We start from the raw sequence: 23341 nt of genomic DNA, 5'->3' as shown, positions 1-23341 counted from the left end.
ACTAGCAGAAATCAACATTGACTGAATGTCTGTTATTTCACAGTTGACGCTTGTGCCAATACTAACTCTGCTTTTAATGACTTATTGATAAGACTCGATAGCGGCGTATTATCTGGCAAGATGAGCTCTGGGGCGATATCGCTCAGAGGTACCAGTACAAAGCTGCGTTCACGCATGCCATAGTGGGGCACCACTAGGCGAGGAATATCGATGTGTTGATCGTCATAGAGTAACAAGTCGAGGTCGAGTGTTCTTGGTCCCCAGCGAAGTGCGCGTAAACGGCCTTGCTGGTTTTCAATATGTTGCAATGCATCGAGGAGTTCAATAGGAGGCAAGCGGGTGTGAAATCCAGCAACAGCATTAACGTAATCAGGCTGCTCGACATCTCCCATAGGGGCTGAGCGATAGTAGGGAGAAATGACAAGAGAGCCCGGACTTGCCAAACTCAATAATGCTTCACAAGCACTATTGAGCTGGCTAATCGGATCGGCTAAGTTTGCGCCTAATGCAATATATACTTGAGCCATTATTCTGCAGAATTTGGCGCCGGTTTTGTACCAGGCTTGCGGCGTCGGCGTTGATTAGAATTACGGTTACGGCCGCCTTTATTGGCTGAGCGAGCAATCACATTGCGCTGATCTTCATTGCCTTCGACAAAGCTCTTCCACCAAGCAGCATTTTTAGCGGTAAGGCCGCCTTCAGCATTGCCACGTAGCAAGAGTAGATCGTAAGCGGCCCTAAACTTAGGGTGCTCCATAAATCGATAAGCTTTGGTGCCCTTGTTACGCTCGAATCTAAGTTGTAACTGCCAAATGTCTTTGGCTACAGTGCTAAAGCGGCGCGGAATACTAATCGAGCGGCATTGCTGCTCCATAATATCACCCATAGCTGCAGTGTATGCATCATAGGTTGATAGGCCACTTTCTACTGCAATATCATCGGCACGCTGGCTCAATGGATACCAAAGCAGTGCTGCATAGAAAAATGCTGGGGTAACCGGTTTATCCTGGGCGACCCGCTCATCAGTACTTTGCATCATCTCTTGCATTAACTTAGCGGTTTCACCGTTTGGATATTCTTTTAGCAGTGTTTCTACTAATGGGAATAACGGTTCGAAAAGGCCAAATTCACGCATCATATTAAAGTTTTGCAGCGCTTTTCCGGCGAAAAACATCTTCAGTACTTCTTCATACATGCGGGCAGCTGGAATATCTTTAAGCAAACCCGCTAAACCTTTAATCGGTTCTGCGGCTTTCGCTTCAATAGTCATATCCAGTTTAGTGGCGAAACGCACTGCACGTAGCATACGCACAGGGTCTTCACGATAGCGCGTCTCAGGATCGCCAATTAAGCGAATAGTACGAGACTCTAAATCTTGTAATCCACCGCCGTAGCTGTGAATAGAGAAATCGCTGATATCGTAATACAGGGCGTTGACGGTAAAATCACGACGCTCGGCATCTTCATCAATACTGCCATAGACATTGTCGCGTAATAGACGACCCGACTCATTAGTCTTTGAGATTTTTTCACCGCTATCAACGTGATGGCCACGTAAGGTCGCAACTTCAATGACATCGCGTCCAAAAACGATATGCGCGAGACGGAAGCGACGGCCAACTAGTCGGCAGTTACGGAATAAGCGTTTAATTTCTTCAGGGGTGGCATTGGTAACAACGTCGAAGTCTTTTGGTTGCAAGCCCAATAAAATATCGCGTACACCACCGCCTACCAAGTAAGCTTTAAAGCCTGACTTGTGCAGTCTATAGAGTACTTTGATCGCATTGTCACTGATCTGTTTGCGAGAAATAGCGTGCGCATTTCTAGACACGACCTCTAAACTAAGACCTGTCTGTGTGTGTTCTTCAGCTTTTGGACTATCTTCAAATAGCTGTTTACAGAATTGGCTAATACGGCGAAAAATGGGACACCTCTGATTTGGATCTTAATTTGGGTAAAAACAAGTGCGCTATGATAACTCAATTAAAGCTTAATGAGTATACGATTGATCTCACGTATCAAGCAGTATTTCCGATTGTTTTGGCACCTTGGCCAAATCAAACTGACTCACGGCCTGTTCAATCATCTTACTTACGTGAGACTCCATAGTCACCGGACGTTGGCCTAGAAAAGCTAAGGCCGCGTTAATACTGGCTTGCGGGTGTAAATTATCGATCGCAGCAGCATGATTTTGCTTAGACAGTTTTCTGCCTTTTTCTGCACAGGCTAACGGCAAGTGTAGCCATTTGGGCACCGGTGCTTTTAGGATCTGATATAAGCTTTCTTGACGACAAGTCGGCTCCAGCAGATCACATCCTCTTACCACCTCAGTAATTTGCTGATGAATATCATCGAGCACGACTGCGAGCTGATAAGCATATAATCCATCGCTACGCTTGATAATAAAGTCTTCACTAGCAAAGCCTTTATCAACTGACACTCGCCCCATATGCTGGTCGACAAAATGCTCGATTGCGTACGGATTACGTACTCGAATCGCGCCTTGTGTCAGAGGCTGTAATAACGTGCCACATCGGCTGTCGTAACTACCGCCCATGCTTTGGATCTGTTTGCGTGTGCATTGACAATAATAAGCTTGATTATCAGCAAGTAACTGCTCAATTTTAGCTTGGTATGCATCAAGGCGTTGACTCTGATAGAGCACGCTGTCATCCCACTCTAAGCCATAGGCTTCAAGGGTTTTCAAAATAGCACTGCTTGCGCCTAAGATTTCACGTGGTGGGTCGATATCTTCGATACGAACCAGCCATTTTCCGCCTTGCGAGCGGGCACGCAAAAAACTGCCGAGGGCAGCGATTAATGAACCAAAATGAAGAGGACCAGATGGGGACGGCGCAAAACGGCCTATATAGGGAGTCGTATTAATCATGTGCTGATAATAAAACGAAAGAGCGGAGCCTAAGCTCCGCACTTCAGACAGAAATTAACCTGCCATTTGCTTTTCTTTGATTTCAGCAAGCGTTTTACAGTCGATACACTGATCGGCTGTTGGACGAGCTTCTAATCGACGAATACCGATTTCGATACCGCAAGATTCACAGAAGCCAAAATCATCTTCTTCAATCTTTTGCATTGTCTTTTCGATCTTCTTAATAAGCTTACGCTCTCTATCTCGAGCACGTAATTCTAAGCTGAACTCTTCTTCCTGAGCTGCACGGTCGACAGGGTCTGGGAAATTCGCAGCTTCGTCTTGCATGTGATTAAGAGTGCGATCGACTTCTTCACGCAATTGGTTACGCCATGCTTCAAGAATCTTCTTAAAGTGACCCAATTGAGCCTCGTTCATGTACTCCTCACCTGGTTTTTCCTGGTAAGGATCTACACCTGCGATAGCGAGCACGCCAAGTTTTCTAGTGCCTTGAGGCATAACGCATCTCCTGTTAATCATTTGCGTTGTAGGGCGTCATTTAATAACGGCCGCTATCTATACCAGAAAGCTTTATACTAGGCAAATAATTTGTGTTAATCGGGGTCTATTCTTTGACTATGTCCGCTATTACGGACAATTTCAACCCTATATTTTGAATTAAAGCCTAACTGGACAGGATTTAACCAAACGTGTCTCTATAGGCGATGAGTCGGCTTTATAGGCGATTATCTCTACACCTTTTAAATGAGCCTCGCTAAGTAGTGCGGCATAATCTGGGTCAATATGCGCCGCAGCTTGCACACTATTTATACCCGAATGCTGAACAACAAATAGTAATACGGCTCGTTGACCTTGCTGGACCATTTCCATCAGTTCTCGCAAGTGTTTTTGCCCACGTGTAGTGACAGCATCTGGAAAGTAACCTTGCCCCTCTTCTAATAAAGTACAACTTTTGACTTCTATATAGCAGTTAGCTTTATCAGCATCTTCGAGCAGAATATCGATACGACTATTTTCGCTACCATATTTTACTTCTCGGCGTAGTGAGCCATAACCTTGCAGTTCGCTGATAACACCGTTGTTAATCGCTTCTTCTGCGAGAGCATTAGCGCGGCCAGTGTTAATGCCAATCATATGGCCTTCAGGTGTTTCGGCTAGCTCCCAAGTACGGCTATATTTTCGCTTAGGATTGTCAGACACGGAGAACCACACCTTTTCACCTACAAATAAACAGTTTCTCATCGAGCCAGTGTTGGGGCAGTGAATTGTCACCTCTTCACCGTTATCAAGGGTAATGTCGGTTAGAAAGCGTTTGTAACGTTGGATGAGTACGCCACTTTCGAAGCTAGGGATAAATTGCATAAGGCTTCTTTATATGAATGATTTTGCGATAGGTTAACAGAGTTTTGGTTAAAGTTGGCGGTGGATGGCGAAGGCTTTGTATCAGTGGTTTTGTAGCTGTGGTTCTACAGCAGTCATTTTGTATTAAGGGCTTTAACCTGTCTTTAAATAGTTCCACTACTATAGCTGCGCAGTTTGAAGCGCTGCCTTTAGAAATAGATAAGGATCCAGTAGACTGCTTGCACTAAAAATAGGCTGGTTGTCGAAAACTCAGGCTACATAGCTACAGTCTTGGCAACATAGATTCATATAAAGGACCTAGAATGATAGATTTAATGAAAGTCACCCTAACTCACGAAGCTGCTGCAGCCCATTGGGGCAGAGCAGATGTTACCTTTCAAGGCGACGTTGCCTGTATTCATTTGATTGAGGGCGACGCCCTGCTTCATGTTCAGCAAGCCGCACGCAAACTCGAACTGCAAGGGGTCACTCAAGTGGCACTGACAGGCGCTCTATGGACGTTAGATCTGCAGTGGGCATTTGCCCAAGGCTTTGCTACCGCAATGACAACACCTGTTATTCACTGGACTGGCGATGATGCCACTCAGGCATTGCTGACTAGTCGCCTAGAAAGCGCCACTTTTGCGCGTCAGTTGATCAACGAAACACCTGAAAATCTCTCTCCCGTTGTTCTGGCAACGCAGGCGGCAAAGTGGCTCAGTACTATCGGTGGCGACAAGGTGAGCTATCGCATTATTGAAGGCGAAGAGCTATTAGAGAAAAAGTGGATTGGTATTCATGCTGTAGGTCGCGGCAGTGATCGCCCCCCAGCATTACTAGAGTTAGACTTCAACCCATTAACTGATGACGCGCCAGTCTCTGTTGCACTAGTGGGTAAAGGCATCACCTTTGACTCAGGCGGTTATAGCATTAAAGGCTCAGAAGGCATGCTGGGTATGAAATGTGACATGGGCGGCGCGGCAACGGTGACCGCAGCCTTAGGTCTTGCGATGAAATCTGGCCTTAATAAGCGCGTTAAGCTGTTTTTATGCTGCGCGGAAAACTTGATTAGTGGCCATGCTTATAAGCTAGGTGACATTTTAAAATACAAAAATGGCGTAACAGTTGAAGTGGTGAATACCGATGCTGAAGGTCGTCTAGTGTTAGCTGATGGTTTACAAGCTGCATCAGAAACCGGTGCGCCACTGATTATTGATGCTGCGACACTGACAGGCGCTGCTGTGATGGCGGTTGGCACTAACTATAATGCGATTTTCTCGCCAAAGGCTGAAGTGCTGGCGCTTGCACAGCAAAAGGCACTGGCTGTGGGTGAGCGTGTTTGGCCATTGCCACTGGATCCTTGGCATAAAGACAATTGCCCTAGCCCATACGCAGACACGGCAAACAGTCGCCCAATGAAAGGCGGCGGAGCAGGCGGTGCATCAAATGCAGCGGGGTTCCTATGGCGCTTTGTTTCGCCACAAGCTAATTGGTTGCACATTGATTTAGCCTCGGCGTTTTCTGATGCGGGTGATCACCTTTGGTCTCCGGGCGCGACGACCCATGGGGTGTTGACTATCGCGGGTTTACTTGAAGACTAATTTGTAAGGCTGTGATCATTGCTAAAATGAGTCGTTTAAATGTGCCATTAAGATGATTGATTAAGATTTAACGATTTTTAAGACTACAACGACTTACCATTCAAGGCCTCGCAATAGCGGGGCTTTCTTTTTGTGGTGGCAGTTGGTGGTTGGCGGTTAATAATCAACCACTAATACCAAAGGCCTAGCAATCAGTCTTTGCCAAATCTTGTGTTATGTTGCAGTATTGTTGCTTAACTACCATTGCAACAAAACATAGGCTCTTCTCCCAATGATGCTGAGTTTTAGTGAGTTCTCCATAGACAGTGAAGCATTAGAACTGTATATCGATGGCAATGGTGTGGCTATCGATGAACGAAATATCACTCTGTTGCTTACCTTGGCGCAGGCCTACCCTGAACACTGCAGTAAACAAGACTGTTTAAGCCTGATCTGGCCAGACACGGTCGTCTCAGATATGTCTTTATCTAAGCTTGTGTCCGATACTCGAAAACTCTTTAGCCAAGCTGGCTACCAAGGCCCACTCATTCATACGGTTCATGGTCGCGGTTATCGCTTAGAGCAGGTGCTGGGCAAGCAGCTCATGGCTCAGGCTGAGCTAAAGAAGGCTGAGTTAGAACAGGCTGAGCTAGAACAGGTTGAGTTAAAGCAGGCAGAGTTAGCACAGCAAAGCCAGCAACAAGCATTGTTGCACAAGCAGCGCGCTAATAAAGCAGAGCAAAAGGGAACGGTTGAACGTGCAGAAGATAAGCCGCAGCCTGCAGCTTCACATCCGCAGCGTAAGGCCGGTTTGAACTGGCTGCCAGTTTGGTGGGAGAACGTTGCTAAGCTTGTCATTGCATTTTTGTTGCTACTCGGTCTGATATTGCAGTTTTGGCATGTTAGTCGTCCAAGTCACGAGCATGGTAACAGTGTAACCCTTGAGCATAATGAACCCGTAAAGCAACTGGTTTACAGTGAACAAAATGGTTCGATAGGGCGAGTGCTGTGGGTTGATGACCATCCCGAAAATAATTTGCTAGAAAAAGCTTTTTTTGAGCAAAAGGGGATCGGTGTTTATAACACTGTGACTTCGGAAGAAGCCTTAATGCTGTTATCTATGTATAGCTATCAAGCGGTGATCTCTGACATGGGCCGCCACGGAGACTCATTAGCTGGGCTCAAGTTATTACAATCGATTAGGGCGAGTGGTAATAAGACTCCATTTTATCTATACACCTATGTCGAGTCGGCGGGGGTTGTGGATGCGATTTATAAAAGCGGCGGGCAGGCCGTCGTGCTCGACTCTGAATCGTTATATAACTTGGTGCTTGCTCATTTTGAGCCTGAAAAGCGATAGGGTTGGAATGAATTCAACACTTTTCAGATTATTTCAAAGTTTGTAAGTGGGTCATTAAGGGAGTCTATGGTACCAATAGAGACAGCAAACAATCAGCAAGCGACGACAAGTTATCGTTTGTCTGCAGGCAGAGTGGCCCACAATTTTTTATGAATGAATTGAGTTGGTAACGAATTTTAGGGCTCTAACTGCTCACTATTTATCTTAGCTTGTTTAGCTTCATTTGATGGTTATCAATGGTTAGACACTAAAGCTTCTTCGATTAGCCACCTAAACCAGGTGGCATTTTTTTGTCTGCTTTTTGTCAGATTTGTTAATCTGGCTAAGACGCTTAATCGATAAATCCATCATGAATAAATAGATGCTTAGTTTGATTAAAGTTGCTCTCACTGCAATTAACAAAGTCGATAGCGTATTGAGCATTGTCTAATCTAAACTTGGCGATTTTGGCAATTTCATACTCATTCATCACGATATTCATCGCTTCTTGAGTCCACTCGGCTTCACCTGTACCAATTTTCACTTCTGGTGGATCGTAGTGAGTTACCATCCAGTTTTGTAGTGCTTCGGCATCGATCTCACCTAGCTTCCAAGAAGTGAGTAGAGCAAGCAGTTGCGCTTTGGTTATTTCGGTGTTTTCCATCGTTATCTCATTAGCAAGAACTTAATACTGCATAGGGTAGCTCAGATTGAATCGATGACAAAGGCTTAAGCTAAATCCCAGTGCTGGAGTGTTGGATATTCGACCCCATTGGTGCCGGGGTAGGATTCAAACAAATGCAATTGTAACGGTTGTAAGCAGATGGGGTGATAAACGACTGTTCTTGCTTCACCTTTAGCCTTGCGCGCAAGAGTAATGTGGGGGTTATAACTGTGCTCACTACAATGTAAGCCAAGCTTTGCGGCAATGAGCTGCGCATCTTGGGCGAATTGGCGCAAGCCGTTGTCGCTCGCATCCCCTTTGAGGCAGATAATTTTGGGCTTACTCCAATGGCTCAGGGTATCGAGCGTGACGCTAAACGTAGGTTTACTCATTTTATCGACACTATCGATAAGTGCTTGCAGTTGACTTGGGGTGGCAGCGCCTAAAAAGGCGAGCGTCATATGCAGGTTAGCACTCGGAACTAATCTCACCGTATCGACAAGTTGAGCTTGGACCGCCGTTATCTGCTCAGTTTGCGCGGCATTGAGGCTAAAGCCTAAGAATACACGTTTAGTTGTCGCTGGCATTTAAGGTTCTCAAAGTTTAGGTATTAAAGCCGATGATACGTTTAGCCTTAGGTGGCTTTTAGAGTACACTAGCGAGCATGGGTTTCATTTCATTCATGCAGATTAACGGGCATTTTTCCCGAATCACTCATGGCATGAACTTATTATAACGGTATAAAAGACCTTCTCGTGACCTCATTACCAATACATGCACTGCTACAACCATTGCGTGACGCTTTTAAGTGTCAGCAGCAGGTGATCCTCGAAGCTCCTACTGGCGCTGGTAAGTCAACAGCTCTGCCACTTGATATGCTCGATTGGCCAGAAATAAGCGGTAAAATTTTAATGCTAGAGCCTCGGCGGGTAGCTGCACGTAATGTTGCGCAGTTTATTGCCAAGCAGCGGGGAGGTGAATTAGGCAAAGAGGTGGGCTACCGAGTCAAAGGTGACTCGCGGGTCAGTGCTAATACCCGTTTAGAAATCGTTACCGAAGGTATTCTTACTCGTATGATCCAGCAAGATCCCGAGTTAACGGGTATTGATATGGTGATTTTTGATGAGATCCACGAAAGGCATCTCACCACAGATCTTGGCTTGGCGCTGGCGCTAGAGATCCAAGCGAGCTTTAGAGAGGACTTAAAAATCCTCGCCATGTCAGCGACGCTGTCTGGCTTGCCGCTTGCCAAGCTGATGCCTGAGGCCATAATGCTTAACAGTGAAGGACGCAGCTTTCCTGTTGAGCATAGTTATAGCAGTGTTCCGAGTCAGGGTCACTGGCTGGACCATATGGCGAAGGTGATCATCAATAGCCTTAATGAGCATTCACAAGGATCGTTGTTGGCATTTTTACCTGGTCAGGGTGAGATTAATCGCTTACACACCATGCTGAGCGCACGTTTAGACCCTAAAACGATCATTATCTGTCCGCTATATGGCAGCCTTAGTGCTAAGGCGCAAGATCTGGCGATTGCCCCAGCGCCAAGCGGGATGCGAAAAGTGGTACTTGCCACTAACGTGGCAGAGTCGAGTCTGACTATTGAGGGGATCACTCAGGTCATCGATTCCGGTTATAAACGCCAGGCGCGTTTTAACCCCAAAACCGGTGTCACTCGGTTATCACTAAAGCGCATCAGTCAGGCCTCGGCAGCACAGCGTGCGGGCCGAGCTGGGCGTCTTATGGCAGGCTTTTGTACTCGATTATGGAGCCAAGAGGAGCATGGGCGGTTATTAAAAGCCGATGAGCCAGAGATTGTTCATAGCGATCTGCTGTCAATGGTACTCGACGGTGCCTATTGGGGCGTTAAATCCTTAGGTGAGCTGCCAATGCTCACCCCACCATCGGTGGTAAATGAAAATGTAAGTTGGCACTTACTTCAAATTATGGGCATGGTGAATGACTCACACTCAATTACCTGCCACGGCCGCGCCGCGCACCAACTTGGTTGTAATCCAAGATTGGCGCACATGTTATTGCTTGCCAAGCAGCAAGCTGGGCAACAGCAAGATATTAATCTCGCGGTACTCGCCTGCATTTTGGCGGCAACGTTAGAGTCACGTAGTCGTAGTAGGCAAGGTGCAGATATTAGCCGTTATCTTAATGAAGCGATTCAGGGTGAGACACGCCAGCAGATCCGTAACTGGGTCAGCACATTAAACCTCACCGCATTAGGCAACATTGATCTGAACGAGGCGGTGCGCCATGCCAGCAATGATGATATCGCCATGCTGCTGGCTTTTGCCTTTCCAGACAGAATTGCCAAGGCCCGTGGGGTCAGTGGATATCAATTGGCGAACGGTAGTGGTGTTGAACTGGCGAGTGAAGATGCGCTAGCAGGGGCAAGTTGGTTAGTGGTTGCAGATCTGCAAGAAACTGAAGGTCGCAGCCAAGGTAAGGTATATTTAGCGGCATCGCTCAATGAGCAATTGTTTGATACCCAGTTAGCCAGCTTGGTTGAAAGCGTAGAGTATTGCGGCTGGGATGAGGTAAAAGGGCGTTTCTATGCTGAAAAACAGCGTAAAGTTGGCCAAATATTATTAACCAAAGAGGCGATTAAAGTCGTCGATAAGCGGTTAATAAAGGGCGCCCTTTTAGAGCAGATAAGATTAAAGGGCTTGGCATTAGTTAATTTCAACAGCAAATGTCAGCAATTGCAAAATCGTGTCGCCTTAGCGACGCAGTACTGCCCAGAACATGCTTGGCCAGCATTAGATAATGACTCATTACTAAATGAGCTTGATGACTGGCTAGCCCCTTACTTAGATGACGTGCGCAGTTTGGCACAATTACAGCAAATAGATTGTTATACTCTGCTGCTTAATTTATTACCTTGGGAGTTGCAGCAGCAACTTGAGGCGTTACTTCCAAGAAGTTGGCCAATGGCGACAGGGACGCAAGTTCGCATCGATTATGATGCTAACGGCCGCGCATTGTTGAGCGTAAGGCTACAAGAAGCATTGGGTATGCCACAAAGCCCAATACTTGCACAGGGCAAACTCATTGTGACGATGGAGTTGTTGTCCCCTGCACATAGGCCGTTAGCGTTAACCGCTGACCTTGCGAGTTTTTGGCAAGGGCCCTATGAGCATGTTAAGAAAGAGATGAAGGGAAGGTATCCGAAGCATTTATGGCCCGATGATCCCGCCAATACCCAACCGACCAAATTTACTAAAAAGAAGACGTTTAGCTCGCAATAAGCTTGAGCACGTCGCGGACCGATAATGACAGATAAAGCTACACCTAAAACAGGCGCTAAAAGAGCGCCGGCGAAGAAGAAAACCGTCGCGAAAAAACCGCGAGCAACAAGAAAGCCCACTCAAAAGAAAACGAGTCGTGGTTGGGGGCAAAAAATCTGGTCCATCAGCTGGAAGCTGGGCCTTGTCTTAGCCGTGATCATCGCATCTTATGCTATCTATCTTGACCAAATTATTGCCCGTAAGTTTGAAGGGCAAAAATGGCATCTGCCAGCCCAGGTCTTTAGTCGCTCGATGGCGCTGTATCCTGGCGCTGCAGTGAGCCATGACCAATTGATGTCAGAGCTTAAATTGCTTGGCTATCGTAAGGTGGCTAATCCGCGTCAGGTCGGCGAGTTTTCAGCATCCAAGACTAAAATCGATCTATGGCGTCGACCATTTTTGCATCCTCAAGGCGAGCAAGCTGAGCAGAGGGTGATGATTACCTTCGACAGTAATGGTGTGGGATCTGTAGCGCGCAATAGCGATCAACGTCAATTGGCCGTATTCCATCTAGAGCCTGTGCTGCTCGACAGAATTATCACTGGTGATGGTGAAGATAGACTGTTTGTGGCGACCGATAAGATCCCTCAACCTATTGTTAACGCACTTATCTTAGTTGAAGACCGCAGTTTCTATGAGCATCACGGCGTTAATCCGTTCGCCATATTACGTGCTGCTATGGTGAATATCAGCGCAGGGCGCACAGTACAAGGTGGTTCTACCTTGACTCAGCAGCTGGCAAAGAACTTCTTCCTATCGAGTGAACGCTCACTGAGTCGAAAGCTGCGCGAAGCGCTGATGGCGATCATTATCGATTTTCGTTATGAAAAAGGTGAGATTTTAGAAGCCTACCTCAATGAAGTGTATATGGGCCAAGATAAAGCCCGTGGCGTGCACGGTATGGGCTTAGCTTCGCAGTTTTACTTTGGTCGCCCAATTGCAGAATTGACGGTACCGCAGCAGGCATTTTTGGTGGCGGTGATTAAAGGGCCATCTTATTACAATCCGTGGCGCTACCCTGAGCGTGCGCAGGAGCGACGTGACTTAGTATTGCGTTTGCTAATGGAAGCTGGTGACTTGAATGTGAGCCAGTATCAAGCGGCGGTAGAGTCGCCTTTGGGGCTTCGATTAGCCAACAAGTCAGTGCACCAGAAACTGCCTGCGTTCTTTTCTGTGGTGAAGCATGAACTTGCTAGCCGCTATGGTGACGCTTTACTGCAAGAGTCAGGGATAAAAGTCTACACCACGCTAGATCCAATGGCGCAAGAGGCGGCAGAAAAGGCGGTCGAACACACCTTAAAGCAGCTGGGTAAAAATGATAAAAGTCTGCAAGTGGGTATGGTTCTGACCGATAAGTATTCGGCAGGTATTGCTGCGATGGTGGGCGATAAAGTGCCAAGCTATAAAGGCTTTAACCGTGCGGTAGAAATTCGCAGGCCTATAGGTTCATTGATCAAGCCATTTGTGTACGCCACAGCGTTGAATGATGGTAAGCAATATAACTTGATGACGCCTTTAAAAGATCAGCCCATTACGCTGAAAAATGGCCAAGGCAAGACCTGGTCGCCGCAAAACGTTGATAAAAAGTTCCGAGATCAAGTGCCTTTACTGACAGCATTTAAGAACTCGATGAACGTGCCGACGGTTAACCTTGGCATGGCGATAGGCGTGAGTAGTGTAGCAACCACGCTAGATAAAGCAGGCTGGAAAGATACGATCCCTGAGTATCCTTCTATGCTACTTGGCGCAGTCAATGGCTCACCATTAATGGTTGCGCAGGTGTTCCAAACTATTGCCGATGATGGTCGTTACCGCCACTTAAATTCGGTGACTACGGTATTGAATGCCCAAAACCAGCCGCTGGCAGCCTCTAGGCCGCAAGCGGTGCAAAGTATTCCTGCAGCCAGTAACTACTTAGTTAAATATGCCATGACTCAAGTGGTTGAGTCAGGTACGGCTAGACGTTTGGGTAATGCATTCCCTTATGTGACGCTAGCGGGTAAGACTGGCACCAGTAACGACTCGCGCGATTCCTGGTTTGCCGGCTTCGATGAGCGCAATGTCGCCGCCATTTGGGTTGGCCGAGATGATAACGGCAAAACCGGACTCTATGGCAGTAGCGGCGCTATGGCGGTTTATCAGGCATTTCTTAATCATCGTGCGCCATTAAGCTTACGTATGGCGCCAGTTGATGGGGTTGTGCAGGGCTACTTTGAGCGTGACACAGGTAAAGCGCAAGAGCCACAATGCGCCAATGTGGTAAAGGTGCCAGCACTGAGAGACAGCTATCAACCTGCGGCCAATTGCGGTGAACCGCTGCCTTGGTGGAAGAAACTGATAGGTGGATAACGGATTAGATGAATAACTAATACGTAGGTGACTAATAGGTCAAGCGCTAAGGTATTAGCTAATAAAGTGAAGATGGCCAGTGATGCTTTGTATCTCTGGCCATCTTTGTTTGTAGAATCGAGTAATACTAGCCTGCTAGCGTTTGCACACGACGAGCCCTTAGTAGATAAATCAAGGGAATAATGGCTAGAGCCACCAGGAAAGCGGCCCAGTTGCCATTTTGAACGACACCATATTTTGCCGCAACGATACTGCCCAGCAAAGCGCCGCCACCAATGCCAACATTGAATAGACCAGAATAGATAGCCATAGCCACATCGGTAGCATCTGGCGCGAGCTTGAGCGCCTTTGATTGTAAAGATAGGCACATCAACATCATGCCCGTACCCCATAAAATACACAGTGGCAGCAATAACCAGATCTGACTCGCAATGAAAGGTAATATCGCCATGCAAGTACCGAGCGATACTATCGCTAAGGTAAGCAGTTGTTGAGCATGACGTGCTTGATAGCGACTAAAAAGCGCACTGCCAATTAATCCTGCCGCACCGAATATCAACAAAATCATAGTGGTGATATTGGCTGAGTAGCCAAAGTGCTCTTGCAACAAAGGCTCTAGGTAAGTGTAAACGCTGTAGTGTGCAGTAACGAGCGTCATGGTTAACAGATACAGCCAGAGTAGCGCTTTATTACGAGCCAAGCTTGGTAGGCTTCTCCAGCTACCGCCATGGGTTGCGGGTAAGTTTGGTAGACCGCGCCACAGTAGTAACATCATGCCTAGAGTGAGTAAGCCAATTAAGGCGAAAATACTACGCCAACCGATTAATTGGCCTATTACTCGTCCCAGTGGAATACCAAGTACTAGCGCCAATACGCAGCCAGTGGCGAAGATACTTAACGCTTTTGCGCCTTGTCCTTCAGGGGCTAAACGTACCACTAGCGCCGGAGCGATAGCCCAGAAGAGTGCGTGAGTTAAGGCGATGCCGATGCGGCCAGATAGTAAGATGTCGTAGCTTGGCGCCCAGACGCAGATCCCATGGCTAATGATAAAGATAGACATTAACCCAAGCAGCAGCTTTTTACGCTCAAAGCGTGCAAACAGCAGCACCGCAGGCAGTGATGCCAGCGCAACCACGGCGGCATACACTGTGAGCATCGGGCCGATAGCAACCGCGCTCATATTAAAGCTTTGGCCAAGGGCTGATAATAGGCCTACAGGAACAAATTCAGTAGAGACAAAAACGAAGGCAGTTAGTGCCAGTAGCCACACTGGAGCCCAAGCGAGGAGGCGCTGTTTCATCGGGTTGAAGATCCAAAATTGAAAGGGCGGCAAGTCTACGCCCAAATCGGATTTTTGGCGAGAGGGTTAGCGATGGTGTGAGATATAAAATGTTTAACTTGTGAGCAGTGAGACAGTTTGACTTAACGCATATTATTTTGATTATTTAGGACCTAGGACCTAAGACCTAAGACCTAAGACCTAGGTCCTAAAAGCTAAAAGCCTAGAGCACTCGTAAACTCGCTGCGAGGACGCTTTGCTGTTAGAGCGGACTGCGTCCAGCTATACTGGCAAGAGCCTGCATTGTGTTTTCAATGTAGGTTGGGCTTTAGCCCATCACGGATGAGGATTAACTAAAGGGGAAATGACGGCATAAATGCCGAGCTACTATAAAGAAGGCTCTAGGCTCTAGGAGCCAGAACCTGCTTTTCCTAGAACCTTATTTTAATACCTCTTCAATAAAAAATAGCGTTCGGGGCTTTTCGCGGTGCTAGGTACAGTGCCAATAATTTCAAAGCCGAGTTTTTGATAAAAGACCGGAGCCTGAAAAGAAAGGGTATCGAGTTGCGCCATAGTGCAACCGCGCTTTTTGGATTCAGTCTCGGCTTGCAGCATAAGCTTGCGGCCAAGTCCTGTGCCTCGCGCTGCTTTATCTACCCACACCACGTTAATTAGAAAGTTGTCGTAAATAGTACGTCCGGCAACGCCACCAATAAGTTTGCCGCTGCCACTACTATCACTAGAGTCATGGGCAACCACCGAAAGAGCTTTGGAGGTTTCAGGCCCCATATGGGCAAAGTTGTGTTGCCTGACGCCATCAACCAAAGCATCAAATACGGACTGAGATTCGCCATGGATCACATCTATTTTAACTTTCATTTCAACTTCCAAGTTGCGTTACTATTTTAGTGTTATTACTTTAGTTTTCCGTCTCAGCTTAAACTATCTTAGCTTTGTGCTATTCCGTCTCAGCCCTTCCTATAACCTGCTTTCTCTAAGACCTAGAATCTAGAACGCTTCGCGGCTAGAGCGGACTTCGTCCTGCTATACAGTCAAAGATGTGTATGGTGTTTCTGATGTAGGTTGGGCTTTAGCCCATCAGCCTTGCCGTTAAACATACCTGGATTGACGGCATAAATGCCGACCTACATTACAAAGAAGGACCTAGGACCTAGGACCTTTCCTTGTTCTAGGCGGTTTTTGCTGTAACCAGATATAGCATCCTGTAAACGCCATAATCAATAAACTTAATGCCACTAGATCCATTATCCAAGGGCCGAGAGAACCGAAGAATCGACCGCTGTGCATATCGAGTAATACCCGCTCCCACGTTAACCGACTCGCTCTAATTTGCTCTGCAACCTTGATTGTTTCTGCGTTATCTATAGGGCTAACCCAATTAATAACAGCCGAAGGCGCTTCCGCAGTCCATTCGATAATATCGTTATCGGCCTTATACTGGCCACTTGTTGTTTGTAGCCACCACGCTTCGCTGTATCCAATTGCCTGAATATGATCAGGTAACCCCGTGGCTGAGCTTTGGGTTTCAAGTAATACGCCTTGAGGGGAGAGTAAATACAGGTGTTGGCTATCGATGGCGACAATCATCTCTTGGTTGACGGCGACGGCCAAAACCTCACTGCCCGCTTCTAATATTAACTTATCGTTTAACCAAACCTCATTGTCAGAGCTGGCGAGGTGATAAGGGCTGAGTTGGTATATGGCAACGTCAGTGGGTGGTTTTATCCCATAGTAATCGAGTAACCATGTCTGCTTAACATGTGCGGTATCGAGAGATAGGTGATTGCTGTGATTGATTAACACGCCAGTGATAGCGATAAAAATAACCAACAAGGTAGAAAAAATACCGATTCTGCGGTGCCAGGGGCGAAGTTGACGTAATAGTCTAACTCTAAAATTTGGGTGTTTTCGGGTCATTTTAGGGCCTGTTGACCTTCTAGTTGTTTTAATGAGTCGTCATTGTGTTGCTTAAGGCGCATTGCTTAATTGGTTGCTTAGGGCATACTCAGTTAAGACGTTAAATACGAATGCTGCTCATTTACTTTACAGCAACCGCTGCCACTACTGAACCGTTAAATGTTGTTGCTAATGGGTTGTTTAGTTTTTCGTCGTGCTTTACTTCTCAAAATAGAGAATAAAGCAATGCGGTTGATGGCGTTGAGTAAGAATGTCGTTCAAGCGAATAGGCCAGCCTAACAGCAGGCCTACTCAAGGAAAGACTAACTTAAAGTTACTCACTTACTGACTTAATCAATCACTTAGTAGGCTATTTAGTCGGTCATTCACTAAGCCTTAAAGCTAGAACCAACTTTGTTCAATCGCGGTTGAATAAACAGAAGAATAATCAGCTAAAATAGCGCGATGACCCGTAGTAAACATCGCAAATGATGCATCGGTGGGCACTGTTACTTCACTACTGGTGACATTGACGATTAATTCTGGAAATAACAGGCTGTTGGCTGCATTAATCAGATCTTGCGCTTCAGTTAATGAATAATCATCATTACTTATTGAAACTGCAGAAATATTTGATAGCTGAGAATCAGATACACGAATTGTCACAGATAAATTATCGAGTGTTGCAATTGACTCTTTGGCATCATTTACCAAATCAGCTGTAGCAAAATCAGTGGGTTCTTGCCAAGTGTACTGATAACCATCATTGAACTGGTAAACTCGGCTGTTTTCAAATTCAATATTGGCAGTGGCGCCGTCTGCGGGCAGATGAAAAATAACTCGGCTTACAGCGGTGCTTTTGGCGTAATCATTTTTCTGAATCACATCGTTGTAAGCGTATTCAACTCTGACTTCTTGTTGACTTGTTTCAACATTAAATTGGGTGATGCATTTAACGCTAACCTTATTTGTCGCTGTACATAAACGGGTTATGGTGTCATCAGATAAACCGAGTTGCAGCGCATCATTTCTGAAGTTGTTATCGACGATCACTTCATTACCATCATCTGGGTGCAATATATTGTCGATATATTCACAGCCACTGATATTCAGACATAACAAACTTGTCGCTAGTATTTTGACTTTAGAATTCATTAGTTACTCTGCCATTGATAAGGCAAACGGTAAGCATAATTTAGCACTGTTTTTATTGGCAAGAGTAGTGATATTTACTCAGATGTACCATTAGCGCATCTGAGTATTAGCGCCGGTGCAACAGAGATCATGTCTGCGAACTGCAGTTATGTTGCGCCGTTACTGGTATGGTTTTACTCGAGGTTACTCTGGTTCACTTTGTCGTTGTTATTACTTAGTTTTTGGTGGTGATATACCCATCTAGGTAAAGCGCGATACGTGATAACTTGGTCAGCGCTCTTACTGATAATGTTGCACCGGTAATGCCGTCGATATGGGTATCAAGCTTGAGTGCTGGGGTGAGCTTGGCTGACTTGAATTGGTCAGTAAAAAAATCATGCCTGACTTCATCACCGCGGCTTTCTCGGTAAACCAAGACTTTAGTTTGGGCTATTTGATGGTTTTTAACATGAATGCCGACGGTGATAGGGGCTTCTTTACCGAGTTCATTCATCACCCACACACTTTCATCGCCTTGTTGCCAATAACGCAGACGCATTTTTTTAAAACTATGGGCGAGAATCGATTCAATTACGCTTTTGGTCTCGTCATCAATCCATAGCACTTTAGCTTTAGGAACTGTGCTATTAAAGGCTTGAGATATAAAGTCTTCAGGAGTTTGATAGGTTCCGCGAGCGTGCGCCACACTTGTCAGCAGCGATAAGCTGATAGCAGTGATAAAAATGACTAAGGGTAACTTCATATATAACAACTTATTTTAACAGCTTATTCGAATTGATTTTAAAAGAGCGCCCGAGTTGGACGCTCTTTTGGTAACAGCCTGCATTAGCTTAACGTCATTTAAACTAACGTTGTTAAAGCTAATCCCACAGAAGCTAACGTCATTGGAGCTAACGTCATTGGGAGCGGGCTGTTTAGCTTAGAACTGGTAGCCAACACCTAAATTAAAACCGTCAGCATCTTTAGCGCCGCCCACGGTTTCATAGTCAGCTTTAAACACTACGTTCTCGTGCAACCAGTAGTTGATACCTACGTTAGTTTGCTCAATTTTAGTGTCTTCGTTATTACCCGCATTGTTGTCATATTCGTTATAGCGAGCAAACACACCAAAACTTTCGTTGATGCGGTAAGACGGCTCAATGTACCAACCGTTTTGCTCGTTACGACCAAGGGCTTTTGCTTCTTTACCGTCTATATCCCACTGTGCATACAGTGCTTTAACGGTGAACGCTTCAATAGAATAGATAGCATGTGCTGTCAGTAATGTCGCCGCGGCATTATCAACGCCAGCAGCGCCCTGAGTTAAATCAGATTGATACTGCGCAGTTGCTGCTAGCTCTAAACCGGTCACACCTGTGTATTTAACATGGGCGGTGTAAGCAAGATCAGAGGCGTCTGCTTTAGCAACTTTTTGACGGCCGCCACGAATATTATAAGTGTCATCCACTTTAAGACCTGAAGTGATAGCACCATCAAATACAAGGCCTGGAGCGGCTTTAACATTTAGCAGTGCACCTGCTTCCCACCATGTTGCTGGAATGATGTTCTTCTCAACAGGGTTACGCTCAACACCGTAAAATGCTGGTGGCTCGTGAGTTTCGTTAATGATGCCGACAGGGATGAGGAATAGACCCGCTTTACCTGTGAACATTTGATTGAAGTCATGCTCGATATAAGCTTGCTCTAGCTCAACTTCACCAGGCTTATCGTTACCCGATAGAGCGTGTTCAATTTCTAGCTCAGAGAAAAAACGTGTATTTTCAGTGAATTCGTGGCCAAAGAATAATACGAAGCGATGAAAATCGATGGACTTCTTATCGTTACCAGTTTTGTTATCAGTAATGTTGTTGTAGTGAAGCTCACCATAACCACCGATAGTCGTCGAACTTTCAGTGACCGATACAGAGACTGATTCTTCAACAACGTCAGCAGTTTGTTCAACACGCTTTTCTGTTTCGTCGAGACGTTTTTCAAGATCTTGAAGTACTTGCTGTTGTTGTTCGATAATTTTTCGTAGTTCTGCTGAATCATCGGCTGCAACGGCAGTTTGAGACGCAAACATGCCAACTAGCGCTGTGGCAAGTAAGGTTTTTTTCATCATTTCATTCCCCAAATGTTAAATCAATTTGCTTTATTTGTCGCAGATTGTATCAATTGCTTATCATAATGCAAACTATTCTCATTCAGGTTTGTGTTTGAGTTGGGTTTTATTGGGAGTTTTTTGGGCGATTTGTGGTTTTTTTAATTTTTATTCATGGGGTTAGAGGGAGGCTTTATTTAGACTAAAAAATTCTGTTCGACGGTGCAGGTTCATTTCATCGGCATTCACCAAGTCATCGGGTGAGTGAAAATTGAATCTTGGTATACACTGTCTGGTCATTTTTATGGCTAAATAGATTTTTGAGTGAATATGTTTCTAAGTTCTTATTTTAAAAGAGAAAATCAATCTGTATCTATCACTCCTCAGCAGGCGAGTGATTTTGCCAAAATCGTCGCGCAAGATTTTAATCCAATTCATGATGTTGCTGCCAAACGCTTTTGTGTTCCTGGCGACCTGTTATTCGCCTTAGTGCTTAATGAGTATGGTTTAAGCCAGAAAATGACCTTCAACTTTGCCGGTATGGTTGGCGATGGTGTCAAGTTGCAGTTTCCTGCAGCTGTTGCTGAAGACTTTGATATCCGAGATGACAAAGATAAACGTTATCTGGAAGTACATCGAAGCGGTGATGTGCGTCAGTGCGAGACACAGATAGAGTCATTTATTCGTAAATATGTGGCGTTCTCAGGTCTTAATTTTATGCACATTTTGGTGCCTATGATGAAGCAGCAGCAGATGATGATTAACCCTGCTCGCCCCTTGGTGATCTACGAGAGCATGTCTTTTGATTTAACCACCCTAGATTTTAACGAGGTAAGCTTGTCTCTGGTTAAGCAAGAGCTAGCGATCGAAGGCAAACGCGGCGATGTGACGCTAACCTTTGAGCTACTCAGTGGTGATACCGTAGTCGGTACCGGGGTTAAAACCTTGGTCATGAGTGGTCTGCGCCCATACGAAGATGAGCCCGCGCAGAAGATGTTTGATGCCTATGAAAGCCGCAGAATCGCCTTCGGCTAAGTTAGCTTTTTATACGACTTGGTATTAAAACTGCGCTTTATATACCTGCTTTAAGCCACTTTAAGCTAACTTGCTTGAGTGGCTTTTATGTTTTTTAGCTTTGTGGTTTTAGAACAAAATAGCGCCAGCTTGATTTAAAAGCGCTCGAATGAACGGTTAACCTTAAAAATGTGACTAAGCTCACTTGATGCCAGCGCGCAGAGGGCGCATTCTACGTGTCCCCATCACTTGCTGACCCTAATGGTTAGACAAGGATTGGGATCCGTTCGGATGAAGGTAGCAGGAGAGTGGGGAGTAACCCCACACCGACGAGGCAACTTTGTTATTGCTAATGGCAGTTAACAAAGCACTCTTTCAGGTGCCACATAGTGGTGAGGACTGTTACTGGACGAGCCTCTGGAGAGACTGTGAGCAGCTAAGTGTTCGAAGCTTAATTGTCACACAGCGCCGAAGGCGAAAGTGTTTACTCTATACACTGAGTAAACGCGAAACGCTCAGGCAAAAGGACAGAGGAGAGGATGACTGTGTTGGTTAATATTAACCACATACACCAGTCACTGTCGTTTGTCGCTGCGCCTTTTTCTACCTAACTTACGTTTAGTAATGTTAGCTAGACTCAATTGCTCGTTGCAAACGCCTGTGATGTGCAACAGCCATTTCTTTTCCTCCTCCGATTATTAATAACTCTTATTTAGAGAGTTTTGTTGTTTAATACTCGAGGAATACCATGAATTTTCACGCGCTTTTAGCCGATATCAATGCCATAGTCTGGGGACCTGTTACCCTTTGCCTATTGGTCGGTACCGGTCTTTATCTCACAGTTCGACTCAAACTTATTCAAGTCTTTAAGCTGCCTATGGCGCTGGGTTTATTGTTTAAGCCTGCAAGTGGTAAGGGCGACTTATCCTCTTTTGCTGCCTTATGTACCGCGCTATCGGCAACTATTGGTACCGGTAATATTGTTGGTGTGGCCACCGCGATTAAGATTGGCGGCCCCGGGGCACTTTTTTGGATGTGGCTTGCCGCCTTCTTTGGCATGGCAACCAAGTACGCCGAATGTATGCTGGCGGTGAAATACCGCACCACAGATGCAAAAGGTAATATCGCCGGTGGTCCAATGTACTATATCGAGCGTGGTCTCGGCCTTAAGTGGCTCGCTCAAATCTTCGCTATTTTCGGTGTGGGTGTCGCGTTTTTTGGTATTGGTACCTTTGCGCAAGTTAACGCGATTAGCGATGCCATGACGATCGCCTTTGACGTGCCAGCCTGGGTGACCGCGGTCGTTCTTACCTTAATGGTTGCAGCGGTGACATTGGGCGGTGTTAAGCGCATCGCGAACGTGGCGCAAAAGCTGGTGCCGACGATGGCGCTGGGATATGTACTTGCCTGCATGTGGGTGCTGTTTACCTTTTCAGATCAGATCATGCCAGCGTTTGAGTTAGTGATCCATTCAGCCTTTACGCCTATCTCGGCAGCGGGTGGCTTCCTTGGTGCAACCGTTGCGCAGGCGCTGCAAATTGGTATTGCTCGCGGCGTGTTCTCCAATGAGTCAGGCCTGGGGAGCGCACCGATTGCAGCTGCAGCGGCTAAGACCAACGAACCGGTTGAGCAAGGTCTGGTAAGCATGACGGGGACTTTCTTCGATACCATATTGATCTGTACCATGACAGGGCTTGTGCTGATCATTACCGGCGTATGGAGTGGTGATACCGCAGGTGCCGCTATGACCAGCGCGGCATTTGCAGCGGGAGGTTCGGCAATCGTAGGTCAATACGTGGTGACTATTGCGCTGGTTTGTTTTGCCTTTACCACCATTTTAGGTTGGCATTATTATGGCGAGCGCTGTTGGTATTACCTAACCGGTAGTCGTCTTGGTGAGAAGGGCGTTAAGCTTTATCAATTTACCTTTCTAGCCTTGATTGCTGGTGGTGCCTTTATTCACTTAGATCTTATCTGGATGCTGGCTGATACCGTTAACGGTTTAATGGCTATTCCCAACTTGATTGCAATTTTAGGTTTAAGACACGTGATCTTAAAAGAGACGCGCAAGTATTTTGCTAAGCAGCAAGCCTTAGCAACGCAAAGCTCGCTGGCTTAAGTGACTCGTACACTCAGTAATGCTTAGCGCTAACAAGAACAAAAAAGTGCTTAACTGCAGCGTTTTGTAAAGAGTTCAGTAATTTAGCCAAAGTCAAAATTCGAGCCCGTCTTATCATTAGTGAGACGGGTTTTTTATTGGTTGTCAGTTTAAGTTTCTCGCTAATGGCGTCGCTTGTTAACTGCCGATTGATTGAGCATCTAAATACCCAAAAATGGCGTATGATCTCGCTTCAGATACTTGGTCACAAAATTACAGCAAACCGCCTCTTTTGTCGCTTAGACACGATTGCCAAGCGCGGTGCTTTCCTTTAAT

At 46.0% G+C, this 23341-nt stretch carries 19 protein-coding genes and 1 riboswitch; of the genes, 6 read left to right on the top strand and 13 right to left on the bottom strand.

What is annotated here, in order from left to right; genetic code table 11:
• Window positions 1-32: 32 nt before the first annotated feature.
• From folK to sfsA, 5 genes are all read right to left on the bottom strand, one after another.
• Window positions 33-527 carry a 2-amino-4-hydroxy-6-hydroxymethyldihydropteridine diphosphokinase gene (gene folK, locus ACVBIO_RS04355; RefSeq protein ID WP_447160941.1) on the bottom strand — a complete coding sequence of 165 codons (495 nt, stop codon included), beginning with the start codon at window positions 525-527 and terminating at the stop codon, window positions 33-35.
• Window positions 527-1831, bottom strand: coding sequence for a polynucleotide adenylyltransferase PcnB (gene pcnB, locus ACVBIO_RS04350; protein WP_447163154.1), 1305 nt, complete (start codon window positions 1829-1831; stop codon window positions 527-529). Before pcnB ends, folK begins: the two co-directional genes overlap by 1 nt.
• Window positions 1832-2011: 180 nt before the next feature.
• Entirely contained in the window at window positions 2012-2890 is an 879-nt protein-coding gene (gene gluQRS / locus ACVBIO_RS04345) for a tRNA glutamyl-Q(34) synthetase GluQRS (protein WP_447160943.1), read from the bottom strand.
• Window positions 2891-2944: 54 nt separating this feature from the next.
• The gene (dksA, locus tag ACVBIO_RS04340) at window positions 2945-3388 is read right to left on the bottom strand and encodes an RNA polymerase-binding protein DksA (RefSeq protein ID WP_248998233.1); all 444 of its coding nucleotides are present in this window, start codon (window positions 3386-3388) and stop codon (window positions 2945-2947) included.
• 159 nt (window positions 3389-3547) lie between these two features.
• Window positions 3548-4252 carry a DNA/RNA nuclease SfsA gene (sfsA, locus tag ACVBIO_RS04335; RefSeq protein ID WP_447160944.1) on the bottom strand — a complete coding sequence of 235 codons (705 nt, stop codon included), beginning with the start codon at window positions 4250-4252 and terminating at the stop codon, window positions 3548-3550.
• A 302-nt stretch (window positions 4253-4554) separates the two neighbouring features.
• Between sfsA and pepB the strand changes: the two genes are divergently transcribed.
• The gene (gene pepB / locus ACVBIO_RS04330) at window positions 4555-5832 is read left to right on the top strand and encodes an aminopeptidase PepB (RefSeq protein WP_447172068.1); all 1278 of its coding nucleotides are present in this window, start codon (window positions 4555-4557) and stop codon (window positions 5830-5832) included.
• A gap of 271 nt (window positions 5833-6103) precedes the next feature.
• Window positions 6104-7171, top strand: a complete 1068-nt coding sequence (locus ACVBIO_RS04325; RefSeq protein ID WP_447172067.1) for a winged helix-turn-helix domain-containing protein — start codon at window positions 6104-6106, stop codon at window positions 7169-7171.
• A 331-nt stretch (window positions 7172-7502) separates the two neighbouring features.
• Here ACVBIO_RS04325 and ACVBIO_RS04320 read toward each other — a convergent pair whose 3' ends face one another.
• Both ACVBIO_RS04320 and thpR read right to left on the bottom strand, forming a co-directional pair.
• Window positions 7503-7814 (bottom strand): hypothetical protein, encoded by a 312-nt coding sequence (locus ACVBIO_RS04320; protein ID WP_447160947.1) that lies wholly within the window; start codon window positions 7812-7814, stop codon window positions 7503-7505.
• Between the two features lie 65 nt (window positions 7815-7879).
• The gene (thpR, locus tag ACVBIO_RS04315; protein WP_447160948.1) at window positions 7880-8401 is read right to left on the bottom strand and encodes an RNA 2',3'-cyclic phosphodiesterase; all 522 of its coding nucleotides are present in this window, start codon (window positions 8399-8401) and stop codon (window positions 7880-7882) included.
• Between the two features lie 168 nt (window positions 8402-8569).
• Here thpR and hrpB point away from each other — a divergent pair, with 168 nt between their 5' ends.
• Entirely contained in the window at window positions 8570-11074 is a 2505-nt protein-coding gene (hrpB, locus tag ACVBIO_RS04310) for an ATP-dependent helicase HrpB (protein WP_447172066.1), read from the top strand.
• 24 nt (window positions 11075-11098) lie between these two features.
• Entirely contained in the window at window positions 11099-13462 is a 2364-nt protein-coding gene (gene mrcB / locus ACVBIO_RS04305; RefSeq protein WP_447163159.1) for a penicillin-binding protein 1B, read from the top strand.
• A 127-nt stretch (window positions 13463-13589) separates the two neighbouring features.
• Here the strand turns inward: mrcB and ACVBIO_RS04300 are convergent, their stop codons facing one another.
• The 6 genes from ACVBIO_RS04300 to ACVBIO_RS04275 all read right to left on the bottom strand — a co-directional run bounded on the left by ACVBIO_RS04300 (window position 13590) and on the right by ACVBIO_RS04275 (window position 19911).
• Window positions 13590-14762 carry a sugar transporter gene (locus ACVBIO_RS04300; RefSeq protein ID WP_447160951.1) on the bottom strand — a complete coding sequence of 391 codons (1173 nt, stop codon included), beginning with the start codon at window positions 14760-14762 and terminating at the stop codon, window positions 13590-13592.
• 423 nt (window positions 14763-15185) lie between these two features.
• The gene (locus ACVBIO_RS04295; protein ID WP_447163160.1) at window positions 15186-15620 is read right to left on the bottom strand and encodes a GNAT family N-acetyltransferase; all 435 of its coding nucleotides are present in this window, start codon (window positions 15618-15620) and stop codon (window positions 15186-15188) included.
• 285 nt (window positions 15621-15905) lie between these two features.
• The gene (locus ACVBIO_RS04290; RefSeq protein WP_447172065.1) at window positions 15906-16679 is read right to left on the bottom strand and encodes a PepSY-associated TM helix domain-containing protein; all 774 of its coding nucleotides are present in this window, start codon (window positions 16677-16679) and stop codon (window positions 15906-15908) included.
• 381 nt (window positions 16680-17060) lie between these two features.
• Window positions 17061-17813, bottom strand: coding sequence for a hypothetical protein (locus tag ACVBIO_RS04285; protein ID WP_447160954.1), 753 nt, complete (start codon window positions 17811-17813; stop codon window positions 17061-17063).
• 214 nt (window positions 17814-18027) lie between these two features.
• Window positions 18028-18555, bottom strand: coding sequence for an FMN-binding protein (locus ACVBIO_RS04280; protein ID WP_447160955.1), 528 nt, complete (start codon window positions 18553-18555; stop codon window positions 18028-18030).
• A gap of 177 nt (window positions 18556-18732) precedes the next feature.
• Window positions 18733-19911 (bottom strand): porin, encoded by a 1179-nt coding sequence (locus ACVBIO_RS04275; RefSeq protein ID WP_447160983.1) that lies wholly within the window; start codon window positions 19909-19911, stop codon window positions 18733-18735.
• 312 nt (window positions 19912-20223) lie between these two features.
• Between ACVBIO_RS04275 and ACVBIO_RS04270 the strand changes: the two genes are divergently transcribed.
• Both ACVBIO_RS04270 and ACVBIO_RS04265 read left to right on the top strand, forming a co-directional pair.
• Window positions 20224-20928 (top strand): DUF3581 domain-containing protein, encoded by a 705-nt coding sequence (locus tag ACVBIO_RS04270; protein ID WP_447172064.1) that lies wholly within the window; start codon window positions 20224-20226, stop codon window positions 20926-20928.
• A gap of 386 nt (window positions 20929-21314) precedes the next feature.
• A riboswitch (glycine riboswitch) is annotated at window positions 21315-21448 on the top strand.
• A gap of 207 nt (window positions 21449-21655) precedes the next feature.
• Window positions 21656-23026 (top strand): alanine/glycine:cation symporter family protein, encoded by a 1371-nt coding sequence (locus ACVBIO_RS04265; protein WP_447160957.1) that lies wholly within the window; start codon window positions 21656-21658, stop codon window positions 23024-23026.
• Window positions 23027-23341 lie beyond the last annotated feature (315 nt).

It is taken from the genome of Shewanella sp. 0m-8 (genome assembly GCF_052977265.1).
The sequence above is the reverse complement of the archived record's forward strand: the minus strand, read 5'-3'. Positions and strand labels throughout refer to the sequence as shown.